General features: G+C 48.7%; 8 protein-coding genes and 2 riboswitches. Of the genes, 7 read left to right on the forward strand and 1 reads right to left on the reverse strand.

Annotated features, from left to right (window positions below):
- The first annotated feature begins 9 nt into the window (after positions 1–9).
- The 3 genes from ACSQ8O_RS04305 (at position 10) to ACSQ8O_RS04315 (ending at position 3,278) form a co-directional block, all read left to right on the forward strand.
- Positions 10–1,089, forward strand: a complete 1,080-nt coding sequence (locus tag ACSQ8O_RS04305) for a GerAB/ArcD/ProY family transporter (RefSeq protein ID WP_436240566.1) — start codon at positions 10–12, stop codon at positions 1,087–1,089.
- Positions 1,082–2,191 (forward strand): Ger(x)C family spore germination protein, encoded by a 1,110-nt coding sequence (locus ACSQ8O_RS04310; protein WP_436240567.1) that lies wholly within the window; start codon positions 1,082–1,084, stop codon positions 2,189–2,191. Before ACSQ8O_RS04305 ends, ACSQ8O_RS04310 begins: the two co-directional genes overlap by 8 nt.
- A gap of 100 nt (positions 2,192–2,291) precedes the next feature.
- Positions 2,292–3,278, forward strand: a complete 987-nt coding sequence (locus tag ACSQ8O_RS04315) for a Gfo/Idh/MocA family protein (RefSeq protein ID WP_436241938.1) — start codon at positions 2,292–2,294, stop codon at positions 3,276–3,278.
- A 388-nt stretch (positions 3,279–3,666) separates the two neighbouring features.
- Here the strand turns inward: ACSQ8O_RS04315 and ACSQ8O_RS04320 are convergent, their stop codons facing one another.
- A complete protein-coding gene (locus tag ACSQ8O_RS04320) occupies positions 3,667–5,004 on the reverse strand; it encodes an APC family permease (RefSeq protein WP_436240568.1) in 1,338 nt (445 codons plus the stop codon).
- Positions 5,005–5,093: 89 nt separating this feature from the next.
- Positions 5,094–5,198: riboswitch (guanidine-I (ykkC/yxkD leader) on the reverse strand.
- Positions 5,199–5,388: 190 nt separating this feature from the next.
- Positions 5,389–5,488, forward strand: a riboswitch (guanidine-I (ykkC/yxkD leader).
- A 69-nt stretch (positions 5,489–5,557) separates the two neighbouring features.
- Here ACSQ8O_RS04320 and ACSQ8O_RS04325 point away from each other — a divergent pair.
- From ACSQ8O_RS04325 to atzF, 4 genes are read left to right on the forward strand one after another with little or no spacing between them, the layout of a single operon-like run.
- A complete protein-coding gene (locus ACSQ8O_RS04325; protein WP_436240569.1) occupies positions 5,558–6,280 on the forward strand; it encodes an urea amidolyase associated protein UAAP1 in 723 nt (240 codons plus the stop codon).
- A gap of 27 nt (positions 6,281–6,307) precedes the next feature.
- Positions 6,308–6,958, forward strand: coding sequence for an urea amidolyase associated protein UAAP2 (locus ACSQ8O_RS04330; RefSeq protein ID WP_436240570.1), 651 nt, complete (start codon positions 6,308–6,310; stop codon positions 6,956–6,958).
- 28 nt (positions 6,959–6,986) lie between these two features.
- Entirely contained in the window at positions 6,987–10,610 is a 3,624-nt protein-coding gene (gene uca, locus ACSQ8O_RS04335) for an urea carboxylase (protein WP_436240571.1), read from the forward strand.
- Positions 10,611–10,628: 18 nt separating this feature from the next.
- Positions 10,629–12,437, forward strand: a complete 1,809-nt coding sequence (gene atzF / locus ACSQ8O_RS04340) for an allophanate hydrolase (RefSeq protein WP_436240572.1) — start codon at positions 10,629–10,631, stop codon at positions 12,435–12,437.
- Positions 12,438–13,051 lie beyond the last annotated feature (614 nt).

The raw sequence follows: 13,051 nt of genomic DNA on the forward strand, positions 1-13,051 counted from the left end.
GATCCGTGCGTGAATGAGAAGCTGAACGGTTTCCATATCTTCATTTTGATTCATATGATACAAGTTGGGGTGGGGATCTTTGCTTTACCGCGTATTGCAGCTGAATATTTTGGCTATAACGGTTGGCTTATGTTAGTTATCATCGCTGCTATAGTTGCTTTCAATATCCACCTGATTCGGGTCGTTTGGAAAATGGGGAAAGGAGCAGATATATTCACTATTTTTGAAAGCTTTCTGCCCAAGTGGATCGTTTATCCGTTATATGTCATTGTAGGGCTCACTTGGTCACTTACGGCTAGTCTGGTTGCTAAGGAGTATGTCCTTATTTTCCAAGTTACTGCATTTCCAACTGCAAACCCGATGTCTTTCATGTTCGTTATCAGCCTGCTTGCGTATTTACTGCTCGTTAAAGGTGTGTATACGATTGTGAAAGCAGGTACCGTATTTTTCTTTTTGATATTGTGGATGATGCCTTTGGAAATTCCATTTTATAATGACTTGCAATTATCGCGATACACGCACTATATATTTCAAGAGGGGAAAGAGCACTGGACAGGTTTTTTTAATCTCTATGGTTCTTTCTTGGGGTATGAGCTCTGCATGTTGTTGTTCCCCTATGTTCAGCAGAAAACGCGATTTATTACAGGTGTACAGCTAGCTAGTGCGTTTAGCTTTCTTATTTATGTGAGTGTGTGCCTAATTTGCTTCGGTTTCTATAGCTTGCAGCAGTTGAAATTAATTATGTTTCCTTTTATCGACTTACTTGCGTATATTAAATTTCCTTTTATCGAGCGAGCGGAGAATATCCTCTTTAGTTTTCTTGTTTTTCGGGTTCTCATTACGATTGTCATGTATCATTGGGCGGCGAGTTTATGTATGCAGCGAATTTTCAAAAATTTTAAGCTTAAGCGGATCACGTTATTTATGATGGTTATCACTTTTCTCATTTCGTTAATGCCAAGTGTGTTGGATGAAGTGGGTAAATGGTTGACTATTTGTGCGTATTTGAATATTGCTTATTGCTTTGTCCTACCGATCTGTTTAATTGGTATTCTTTCTATTCAAAGGTGGCGAAAACAGCTTGTATAAGACGCGGTTTCAATGGCTGATTATTTGTATGTTGCTGATGACGATCACAGGCTGTGGGAATGACCAGCGGATCTTAGAGAAGATTGGACTAACCCATACCACAAGTTTCGATTTAATGCCTGGAGGAATGCTCAAGGTAACCAATAGTATTCCTCTAGCTGTGGACGAAGGTCGCAGACCAAGGGAAGTGTTAACAACCATTTCAGATAGCAGCAAAGGTGCAAAAGTAGATCTCTCAAGACAGACTCAGCTGGTTCTGGTTAGCGGTCAGATGCGTAATATTTTGTTCGGAACGACACTAGCTCAGAGAGGGTTTTGGGATGATATCGATACCTTGGTGAGGGATCCTTCTGTTTCACCGCGTGTCAAAGTGACTGTTGTAGATGGAGATGCCCATGACTTATTAGTCAAAAACTACAGCAATTACTTACGAACAGCACAGTATATTGATCGAATGATGGAATCTGAAATGAAGTTCCAGAGCATACCGAAGATTACTTTATACGAGTTCACTAGAGATTATTATGATGATGGTATTGACCCTGTTGCACCGATTATTAAAGATATTGGTGACCATGTGAAGGTGAATGGCATTGCCTTGTTTCAAGATGATCGCTACGTGATGAAAATAGCAGACAAGGAATCGATTTTTTTCGCCATGTTAATCAAAAATTTCAAGTTAGGTTCCTTACCCATGCGTCTAAGTGAAGAGGGAGATAAGAAAGAGTTTGTATTGTTCGATTCGTTGGTTAGCAAACGCCAGGTTCACGCGGCACGGACGGACGGAAGCTCGTTCAGAGTGGATTTCGAGATTTCAGTAAGCGGTGTTATTTTGGAGTACATGGGAGGTTTGAAAATTAGCAAAGAAGAAGATCGGCATGCATTAGAGGGGAAAATTGGGGAGAAAATCACCTCGCACATGGAGACCATAGTGAAAGATATGCAGAAGCATAATGTAGATAGCCTCGGGCTGGGAAACGTGATTAAGAGTATCGTTCCCTATAAGGAATGGAAAGCGATGGACTGGCGTGAGGTATACCCCGAGGTAGAGATTCATTGTCAAACGAAAGTAAAGATCAAGCATTACGGGAAGTTTCAATGATTGTGTGGAAATCAGAAAGGCGCTGAGATTGAATTCGGAGGGTGAATTTGGTAGGGTAGAGGTCAAAGAATATAGCTAGGATGAAGGAGTCATGGGGAAAATGATACGATTCGCAGTTATTGGTACGAACTGGATCACAGAGGAATTCATTCATGCGGCGCTCGAAACAGGAGAGTTCGAATTGACCGCTGTTTACTCACGCACGGCGGAAAAAGCCGCAGAATTCGCAGGGAAATTTGATGTGGTACATCAATTTACAGATTTAACGGCATTTGCGCAAAGTGATGCGTTTGATGCTGTTTATATTGCAAGCCCGAACTCCTTACATGCGGAGTATGCTGTTCATTGTATGAAGCATGGGAAACATGTGATTTGCGAAAAGCCTGCAGCTTCCAATAGTGCGGAGCTTGCCGCTATGATTGACACAGCGCGCAGCCAGCAGGTTGTGTTCATGGAGGCGTTGAAATCAACGCTCATGCCTAACTTTAAAGCGGTACAAGACAATTTACATAAGCTTGGCAAAGTGCGCCGTTATGTTGCGAGCTATGGTCAATATTCGTCTAGGTATGATGCCTATAAGCAAGGTACTCTGTTGAATGCTTTTAATCCTGCATTTTCGAATGGTTCAATGATGGACTTAGGTGTGTATTGTATTTATCCATTGGTTGTGTTATTCGGTGCACCTGAAAGGGTACAAGCGAGCGCGGTGATGCTGGAATCAGGCGTTGATGGCGAGGGCAGCTTGTTGCTAAGCTACAAAGAAATGGATGCTGTCATTCAGCACTCCAAAATCGCCAGCTCCTACCTGCCCGCTGAAATCCAAGGCGAACTGGCAACCATGGTCATTGATAAGATTAACCAACCAGAGAAAGTACAAATTCGTTACCGCGATGGCTCCGTAGAGGATTTGACGCGGGAGCAAAGCACAAGGACGATGCGCTACGAGGCGGAGGAGTTTAGTCGGCTGATTAAGGCTGGCGATCTGGAGTCTCCGACGAACTCACATGCGAATTCCAGTGCGGCGATGGCTATTATGGATGAGGCGCGGAGACAGATCGGGTTGGTGTATCCAGCGGATCGGAAGTAAGTAACCCTAACTGCTGACTGTATAACGCAGGCCGTAGACCTCGATGTTACACTTTTCACTCCCCGGTAGCAATTAACTGGAAAAACTACATTTAATTTCACCATTTTCGGGTGGTGTTTAGCCTGATTAGATGGAAATTATGTAGTTATTGGTTTTTACATTAAATCGTGAATAAACGTGAATATGAAAGAAAATAGCTGGAGTTTTTCCAGCTATTTTTTTGCGTTGGGGCAATGACTAGCTAGTTGGTGATGGAAATGGAGTGTAGAGGTAAATAAGGTGGGGAGTGAAGTAGCGGGGGTGTCGGGGACATAGTAGTGAATCTCTGCATAAGAAAAGAAGAACCTGTGGAAATCCTCAGGTTCTTCCTAGTTCTGTTCTAGCTAGTTTAGAGGTGTTGAGCGTCAGCCCTAATGGCCATTGCAGCATCTTTGGTTTGAGCGGTACGCTTTTGAACGAGATGGTAGACCACCCCAACCAGCAGCCACGTTATGCCCATCCATATCGCGTCCTTATCCAGCAACGACAATAGATAGCCGATGAATCCGGCGCCTAGCAACGGAAGTACGAGATATAAGATCGTTTGCTTCGGCGAGCGTTGGCGTTCTTTCATATACTTTTGTGCGATGACAGATACATTTACGAAGAAGAAGGCGGAAAGGGCGCCGAAATTAACGAATTTCACGGCGTTATCCAGGGAAATCACAAGCGCGAGCAGCGAGACGACGCTAACGATCACAATGTTGATAACTGGTGTATTGAACTTTGGATGAAGGAACGCAAACACTCGCTTCGGCAGCACGTTATCTCGACCCAACACGAAGAGGAGGCGTGACACGCTAGTAACGGACGATAATCCTTGTGTGAAGATCGCAAGAATCAAGACGGTGAGAAACACGGAACTCAATGCGGCTCCTCCTACCATTTTCACAATTTCAAAGCCTGCAGAGTCAATATGAACAAAAGTTAAATGCGGATACACGAGCTGTGTTAGGAATGATGGCACTAAGTAAAGAACGCTGGCCGTAATGATGATGATCATGATAGCGCGCGGAATGGTTTTCTCCGAATTGACCGTTTCTTCGGCCATCGTTGTCACCGTATCAAAGCCTAAGAAAGAGAAGCATATAATGGAAGCGCCAGCGAGAATAGTGGAGAAGGGCACATCGGTTTGCAGAAAAGGCTGAAGTGGGTGAATCTCACCAGCACCAGATAAGTTACGGAATAGAAAGAAGCAGAACACTGCGATAAAGATAATTTGAATCCAGACGAACAATTTGCTGATATTTGCAGAGAATTTGATGCCGATGATATTGATGAGACCGAGGACGATGTTAAGTCCGATGATCCACACATAAGCAGGAATGGACGGGAATTGAGCATGCAGGTAGATGCCGAAGGTTAGGCACGCGATGATAGGGGAGAAGAAATAATCCAGGAGCAAGACCCAGCCTACGAGAAAGCCTAGATAGGGATGGATGCCCTTTTTGGTGTAGGTGTAGGCGGAACCGGAAGTTGGGAAAACCTTCGACATCACACCATAGCTGTACGCAGTGAAGAAAATGGCGATAAAGGCGAGCAGGTAAGCCTGCGTCAACATGCCATGTGCATTCTCATAGGCGATCCCATAGATGGAGAAATAAATCATAGGAGTCATCCAAGCGAGTCCCATATAAACAACTTGGTACAAGCTTAGGGATTTACGTAGTGTGCCTTCAGTGGTCATAGTGATAACACTCCCTCATCGGTGATTTATGTGAACACAGAAGAGGTTTTTATATGCAAAAAAGCCAAGGCGATATCTAGGTTACAGATATCTCCCGGGCTTTTATCCCTCCGTGAACACAGTCTTTAGCTGTGCGTCTCCTCTTGGTCCAGTCCGGGAATTAGGCTGCCCGCGGAACCCTAGAAAACTTTGTATGTGATGTTTCATTACTTATATGTAAGGTGGTTAATCATTTTATTCACAATGTTAGATATTCTCTGTTCGTGTAAGTTAATATAACACATTATTAGGGTTATGAGAAGTATTTTACGTATATTAACTAAAATAATTAGAAGTTATTGACACCAAACATCAATGATGTTATGTTTAGTAACACAAACGAATACGATTGTTTACTAGGGTTCCGCCGGTAACATACCGGGCTGGTCCGAGAGTAAACCACTCTTGTGAAAGAGTGCCACGGAAGGATAAAAACCTGGGAGATATCACCAAGACAATGGGTCTTGTGATGTCTCCCTTTTTGTTTAAGCAAAAAGCGAAGGAGAGCGATAGCATGGGGAACATTTGGAGCAAGGACATAGGGCCAGGAGGAAAATGGTCAGGAGTAATTGGCAAAGGGAAGTTGATTCGCTTGACTGCACTGGAAGCAGGTGCGAATGTGTCAATCCAGTTGTACCACGCGAAGGATCTGACGGAGCGTTACAATATGCCGGATACGTTGAAGGCGCAGCATACGGCTCATTTGACTCGTGGGAATGTACTGATGAGCGATAACGGTCGTGCGATGGTGAGTATCGTGGAAGACAGCCTAGGGTGGCACGATCCACTTAGCGGATACACAAGCCGTGCAGCGACAGATGCCAAGTACGGAACGACAAATTATCAGGAGCTGCGTAACGATTGGCTGCGGAGCGGTCAAGAGAACTTTGCAGTGGAGCTTGTTCGTAATGGCCTGAGCATGCGGGATATGATGCCTGTGGTGAATTTCTTTTCCAAAGTCGTCGTGGATGACGATGGGGACATGCGACTCAGCCTTGACCACTGCCCAGCAGGGGCAACTGTTACCCTACGGACGGAGTTAGACACACTAATCGTTCTGTCCAACACACCGAATCCGCTTGATCCAAGAGAGAGTTACCCATCTGTGCCTGTCAAAATCGAAGTGGAAGGCGCCACGCCAGTTAATGAAGACGATTTTTGCTTGAATTATCGCCCGGAGAATCGCCGAGCTTTTGAAAATACATGGGAATATCACACACTGTTAGGTTCTAAGTAGAAACGATTAACAGGAGGAGGAACGAAAATGGCCGTTTTTAATCGAGTAGAAAGCCCTCGTTTAGTGGAGGATGCGATATATAGTGAAGTGGTTCAAGCGGGGGATGGCTGGATGCGTGTCCTGAAGCCAGGGCAAGTGATGCGGATCGTGGATCTCGAAGGGAATCAAGCAGCAGACACGTTGTTCTATGATGCGGAGAATCCTGAGGATCATTACAGTGCGGTGGCGACGATCACAGGTCAAAGCAACATTTACTTGAGCACAGGTTCCATCCTGAGAGCCGAGTCAGGCAAGGAATTGCTGCGAATCGTAGCTGACACCTGCGGCCGTCATGATACGGTCGGTGGCTCGTGCTCGGCGCAGAGCAATACCGTGCGTTACTCGCACGATAAACTGTCGATGCACAACTGTCGTGATACGTTCATGCTGCAGTTAGCTGGGCAGGACGGTGTATATACGAAGCGGGATTTGGCGCCAAACATTAATTTCTTCATGAATGTACCCGTGACACCAGATGGCGGTTTGAAATTCGATGATGGTGTATCCGCGCCAGGCTGCTATGTTGAAATGCAGTCCATTGGCAGCACGATGGCACTCATCAGCAATTGTCCTCAGCTTAACAACCCATGTAATGCCTATAACCCGACACCGATTCAGGTGCTTATCTGGGATAAATAACGAACATACACATGAAGGAGTGGTTACGATGTTTACAAAAGTGCTAATTGCGAACCGTGGAGCAATCGCTGTGCGTATCGAGCGTACATTGCGCAAACTGGGGGTCCAATCCGTGGCTGTTTATACGGCTGCAGATCAAGATAGTTTACATGTGGATGGAGCCGATGAAGCGGTTCTGATCGGTGAGGGGCCAGCGAAGTCGAGTTACTTGAATACAGAGCTGATTCTCCAAACGGCGCTCGAAACGGGTGCGCAAGCGATCCATCCCGGCTATGGCTTCTTGAGTGAGAATGCGGACTTCGCTCGTGCTTGTCGCGAGCATGGCATTGTATTCATCGGACCGACTCCGGAGCAAATGGAAATGTTCGGACTGAAGCATTCCGCACGTGAGATTGCCGAACGAGCTGGCGTTCCGATGCTGCCAGGTACTCCGCTAATCACGGAGCTGGAAGAAGCTTTAACAGAAGCGAAGCGTATTGGCTACCCGGTTATTCTGAAAAGTACAGCAGGTGGCGGCGGGATCGGCATGCGTGTCTGCGCAGACGAAGCGACATTGCGCTCCGCTTACGATGGTGTACGCCATTTGGCTGAGACGAATTTCAAAAACGGAGGCATGTTCCTCGAGAAATATATTGCCCGTGCTCGTCACGTTGAAGTGCAAATTTTCGGCAACTCCTTGGGTGAAGTCGTAACTTTGGGTGAACGCGATTGCTCTATCCAACGTCGTAATCAGAAGGTAATAGAAGAAAGTCCTGCTCCGAACCTGTCAGATGACGTGCGTGAAGCGATGTTTGCTTCGGCGAAGCGTTTGGCATCAGAGGTTGGCTACCGAAGTGCGGGAACGGTTGAATATCTCTATGATCCAGAAACGTGTGAGTTTTATTTCTTGGAAGTGAACACGCGCCTTCAAGTAGAGCATGGTGTTACAGAGGAAGTACTCGGCATTGACCTCGTGGAGTGGATGGTGCGTGAAGCGGCACTTGAGCTGAATGATATTCAATCCCTAATCCGCAAACCTGAAGGCCACAGCATCCAAGCGCGGATCTACGCAGAGGATTGCTTGCAACAGTTCCGTCCGAGTGCGGGGCAGTTGGATCGTGCAGTTTTCTCTAATGAAGCTCGTAATGAGACATGGGTTCGTGATGGTCTAACCGTAACCACACTCTATGACCCGATGCTGGCTAAAATTATTGTTCATGGCAAAGACCGCTTAGACGCGATCCATAAATTAGTAGAAGCGCTGGCTGAAACGCGCATGTATGGGTTAACGACGAACCTGCAGTATGTGCGTGCCCTTCTGCAAGAGGAAACTTGTTTGAGCGGAAACGTGTACACGCAGCTGCTTAACACCTTCGAGCCTACGGAAAGAGCGCTTGAAGTTGTTGATGGCGGTATTCAAACGACTGTGCAAGACTTCCCAGGCCGTATCCGCCATTGGGATGTAGGCGTGCCTCCTTGCGGACCGATGGATCCTTTGTCGTTCCGTATTGGGAATAAATTGCTAGGCAATGCGGACGATGCGCCTGGTCTTGAAATGACCCTGCGTGGCGGTTCCTACAAGTTCCGCAGTGACATGTGGTTCTGCGTAACCGGTGCCGATATGCAAGCGGAGCTCGATGGGGAGACGGTTGCTACGTACCGTCCGGTGTTTGCATCGAAAGGGCAAGTGCTAAGCTTTGGCGAAGCCAAAGAAGGCATGCGCACGTATTTGCTCATCGGCGGCGGACTTGATATGCCGAAGCTTCTAGGCAGCTCATCCACGTTTACGTTGGGTGGCTTCGGTGGGCATGGCGGACGTGCGCTTCGTACGGGTGATGTGCTTGGTGTTAATGAAGGCGGCGAGAACCGTGTACAAGACGTGTTTGAACTAGCTCAGGATCATCGCCCAGGGATGACACGCGAGTGGACGATTGGGGTCGTTCCTGGACCGCATTGTACAGGTGAGTTTTTGCGTACAGAGTATCTGGATCAACTGACAGAAACGAGCTGGGAAGTGCATTTTAACTCCTCGCGGACAGGGGTTCGTTTGAAAGGGCCTGCTCCGCTATGGACACGTGAAGATGGTGGAGAAGCGGGACTTCACCCTTCGAATATCCACGATAATGCCTATGCGATAGGTACGCTGGATTTGACGGGCGATATGCCGATTCTGCTTGGGCCTGATGGACCGAGTCTTGGTGGATTTGTGTGCCCGGTGACGACGGCATCCGCTGAATTCTGGAAGTTAGGTCAATTGCACCCAGGTGACTCGATCCGTTTCCACCTGCTGACGCTGCCGGAAGCTGAAGCACTGCGTGATCTGCAAGAGAGCAACTTGCGTGCGATTGGCGAGGGAGATTTTGACCGACTAGTACATGTGCAATTGCCTGCAGTAAATGAGGAGATTACACCGGAATATCCGCGACTTTTCCATGCAGTAGAGAATCGCCGATTCCCAATCACGATCCGCTGTTGTGGAGATCAAAACTTGCTCGTCGAATACGGTGAGCTAGAGCTGGATTTGCTGCTGCGCTTCCAAGTGCAGGCTTTGATGCAGGCGATTGTGGAAAGTGGCTCGATTCCAGTACTTGATCTGACGCCGGGGATCCGCTCTTTGCAAATTCATATTGATCCGTCGCAAATTACGGTGACAGAGGCATGCAAAAAAGTTGTGGAGATCGACGCTGCTCTTCCTCCTTTAGAACAGTTCCGTGTGCCATCACGTATCGTGCGCTTGCCATTGTCATGGGATGATCCAGCAACACAGCTTGCGATCGAGCGTTATCAACAGGGTGTACGCCCGGATGCGCCTTGGTGCCCGAGTAACCTTGAATTCATTCAAAGGATTAACGGCCTAGACACCATAGATGAAGTGAAAAAAATAGTATATGAAGCGAACTACCTCGTTCTAGGGTTGGGTGATGTGTATTTAGGGGCTCCTGTGGCAACACCTGTTGATCCCCGTCATCGTCTAGTCACAACGAAATACAATCCAGCACGTACATGGACACCAGAAAATGCCGTCGGCATCGGCGGAGCTTACATGTGTGTCTATGGGATGGAAGGTCCAGGCGGCTATCAATTCGTAGGACGCACCATTCAAATGTGGAATCGTCTGCGCTCAACGGAGAGCTTTCAGGCGGGGAAGCCTTGGTTGCTGAGATTTTTTGATCAGATTCAATTCTATGAAGTGAGTGCGGAAGAGCTGCTGCAACTGCGTGAGGATTTCCCTCGCGGACGTTATGAGGCTGACATTCAAGAGACGACGTTTGATCTAGGGGAATATCTACAATTCCTAAGTTCTATAGAAGAAACAACGGATACGTTCCGTACCCAGCAGCGTGATGCGTTCAAAGAAGAACGTGAGAGCTGGAAAGCGAAAGGTCTTGCGGAATATGTCTCCGAGCAGGAGACAGGCGATGCTGCGCCGGAGGATGAGTTACCTGCAGGAACGATCGCTGTGCGTGGTATTATGCCAGGCAGCGTTTGGAAAGTGTTGGTATCCCCAGGTGAGCAAGTGAAGAAGGGTGACCAACTGGCCATTCTCGAAAGTATGAAAATGGAATTCCCGCAGCACGCACCTTGTGACGGCTTTGTTTCGATGATTGGCGTTAAGCCGGGCGATCAGGTGCATGCCGGACAATTAATTCTGGGTATCGCACAATCTGCATAAGGGAGAGGTGTAGGAGCTATGGGAGAGCGAAAAGACGGAGAACGGATTAGTAGCGATGAGTTGGAAAAAGAATTGACCATAACTTACTTGCGTGAAAAATATGAAGCGGGCACATTATCTCCACACGAGGTCATGTCGACGATTGTAGAGCGTTCCATCGCGGATGCTGACATGAACATTTGGATTACGCCGCCGACGATGGATGCGATTCAGCCGTACTTGGATCGTTTATCCTCACTTTCCTTGGCAGACGCACCGCTGTGGGGGATTCCCTTCGCAATCAAAGATAACATTGACCTAGCTGGTATTCCGACGACGGCGGCTTGCGCAGAATATGCGTTTACGCCGGATGAGCATGCGGGTGTCGTCGAGAGATTGATTGCGGCAGGCGCCATTCCTGTAGGCAAAACCAATCTTGATCAGTTCGCGACGGGCCTAGTCGGCGCTCGCAGTCCTTACGGGGACGCGCATAACGCGCTGCGTCCGGAACTGATCAGCGGCGGCTCGAGTTCTGGCTCAGCCGTCAGCGTAGCCCGTGGCCAAGTGGTTTTCTCACTTGGCACCGATACAGCAGGCTCCGGCCGTGTGCCGGCAGCGCTGAATCGCCTTGTCGGCTATAAGCCGAGTCTCGGCGCATGGCCGACCCGTGGGGTCGTGCCAGCCTGTGCGAGCCTCGACTGTGTCACGGTCTTCGCGCATTCCCTAACGGATGCGCTTGTCGTAGACAGCGTGGCACGCGGTATTCACGCGGAAGATCCTTGGTCCCGAAACGTGGTGCGGAAGCCGGCGGGGTTGCCTAAGCGAGTATGTCTCCCTGCAGGGGACGTTGGCTTCTATGGGCCTTACGCTGCGGAGTATCGTGCAGCATGGCTGAAGGCCGTTGATCAGGTACGTGAGGTTAGTCGACGCGAGGGTATTCAGGTTGTTGAGATAGATGTTGAGTTATTCGCGCAAGCTGCGGCGATTTTATATGAAGGTCCATGGGTAGCTGAACGCTGGGCTGATATAGGACCATTTATTGAGGCGAATCCTGGTGTAGCTTATCCGGTGACGGAGAAGATATTGCGTTCGGGTGCAGCTGGCGAATATGATGCGGCATCGGTATTTGTAGCGATGCATAAGCTTCAACAGTATAAGCTGGAAGCTCGAAAGCTGTTGCAGGATGCTGTGCTTGTGATGCCAACTTGTGGAGGCACATGGACGCGAGAGCAGGTCCTCGCTGACCCGATCAGCACGAATCGCGATATGGGTCGCTACACGAACCATTGCAACCTGCTGGATCTGTGCGCAGTAGCTGTGCCTGCGGGCGATGCGGCACCGGAGACGCCTTTTGGGATTACCCTCTTCGCTGTAGCGGAAGAGGAGGGTCTGATTTGTGGGGCGGCGGAGTTGTTTGCGGCGGGCGCTGAGAGCAAAAGTTCAAGTGCGGATAGCGCCGCTGCTGCGCAAACGACGCTCGTGGCGGTTTGCGGGCTGCACATGCGTGGCTACCCGCTGGAGAAACAAATGCGAGGCTGCGGAGCACGGTTCATCCGGGAGGATGAATCTGCGGCGAAGTACAGCCTTGTGAAGCTGCCGACATCCCCTGCGAAGCCGGGGATGATCAAGCAACAGCAGGGTGGCGCAGCCATCCAGCTGGAGATTTGGGAGATGCCGCTCGAGGCATTCGGCGGCTTTGTTGCAGCGATCCCGGCTCCGCTTGGGATCGGCAAGGTTGAGCTCCGGGACGGCACGGAAGTCCCGGGCTTCGTTTGTGAAGCTTACGCGGCCGAAGGCGCGGAAGATGTTACGGCGTTGCGCAGCTGGCGCAACGTGGTGCCTTTGTAATAGAAGAGGGGGAGCGCAGCTCCCTCTCTTTTGTGCACTTATATGTTGTGAAGCTTACCCTTATTTCGTTATCGTCTGAATCTGGTTTAGTCTGATTTCTCCGAACTAAATCAAGCATCCCGCTCGAAAAAGACCAATTAGTCAGATTCTGCCGAACTATTAACCACTTTTCTGGGGCGGAGGTTGTTTAGGGTATTTCAGTTGGGTGATTTCGGACTAATCCAGTTTGGATGGCGCTGACGGTAAGATTAATTCGATGTTTTCGGACTAAAGGATGTCGGAGGAAACGGTAGTGCCGGTTTTTCGGGGAAATTGAGCAACTCGTGCGGTTACGGCGATATGCCTCGGCATATCTCTCTATTTTGCCCCTCTCCCTCCTATATTGTCTTCTATTCCCGTTCCAATCCCCTTTCCCTTTGTTCCAGTCCTCACCCCGGAGGCGAACGGTTGTTTATAGGCGTGGAGACAAAGCGGAGTATTCGTAGCTAAGAGGCTTGTGGGATCGCTTGTACTGGCGGAGTGCTGGTAGGCGGGGCACTATGGGGTTGGTGAGGAAGTGCGTGGGGTATTTAATAGATCACACACACATATACACTCACATTCTTTCTCCAATT

The organism is Paenibacillus sp. LjRoot56, from assembly GCF_964253335.1.
Taxonomy (GTDB): domain Bacteria; phylum Bacillota; class Bacilli; order Paenibacillales; family NBRC-103111; genus Paenibacillus_E; species Paenibacillus_E allorhizoplanae.

Excerpts from the sequence above, each read along its gene's own strand:
- ACSQ8O_RS04330 (WP_436240570.1), top strand. The coding sequence starts at position 6,308 with ATGGCCGTTTTTAATCGAGTAGAAAGCCCTCGTTTAGTGGAGGATGCG.
- uca (WP_436240571.1), top strand. The coding sequence starts at position 6,987 with ATGTTTACAAAAGTGCTAATTGCGAACCGTGGAGCAATCGCTGTGCGT.
- ACSQ8O_RS04320 (WP_436240568.1), bottom strand. The coding sequence starts at position 5,004 with ATGACCACTGAAGGCACACTACGTAAATCCCTAAGCTTGTACCAAGTT.
- ACSQ8O_RS04325 (WP_436240569.1), top strand. The coding sequence starts at position 5,558 with ATGGGGAACATTTGGAGCAAGGACATAGGGCCAGGAGGAAAATGGTCA.
- atzF (WP_436240572.1), top strand. The coding sequence starts at position 10,629 with ATGGGAGAGCGAAAAGACGGAGAACGGATTAGTAGCGATGAGTTGGAA.
- ACSQ8O_RS04315 (WP_436241938.1), top strand. The coding sequence starts at position 2,292 with ATGATACGATTCGCAGTTATTGGTACGAACTGGATCACAGAGGAATTC.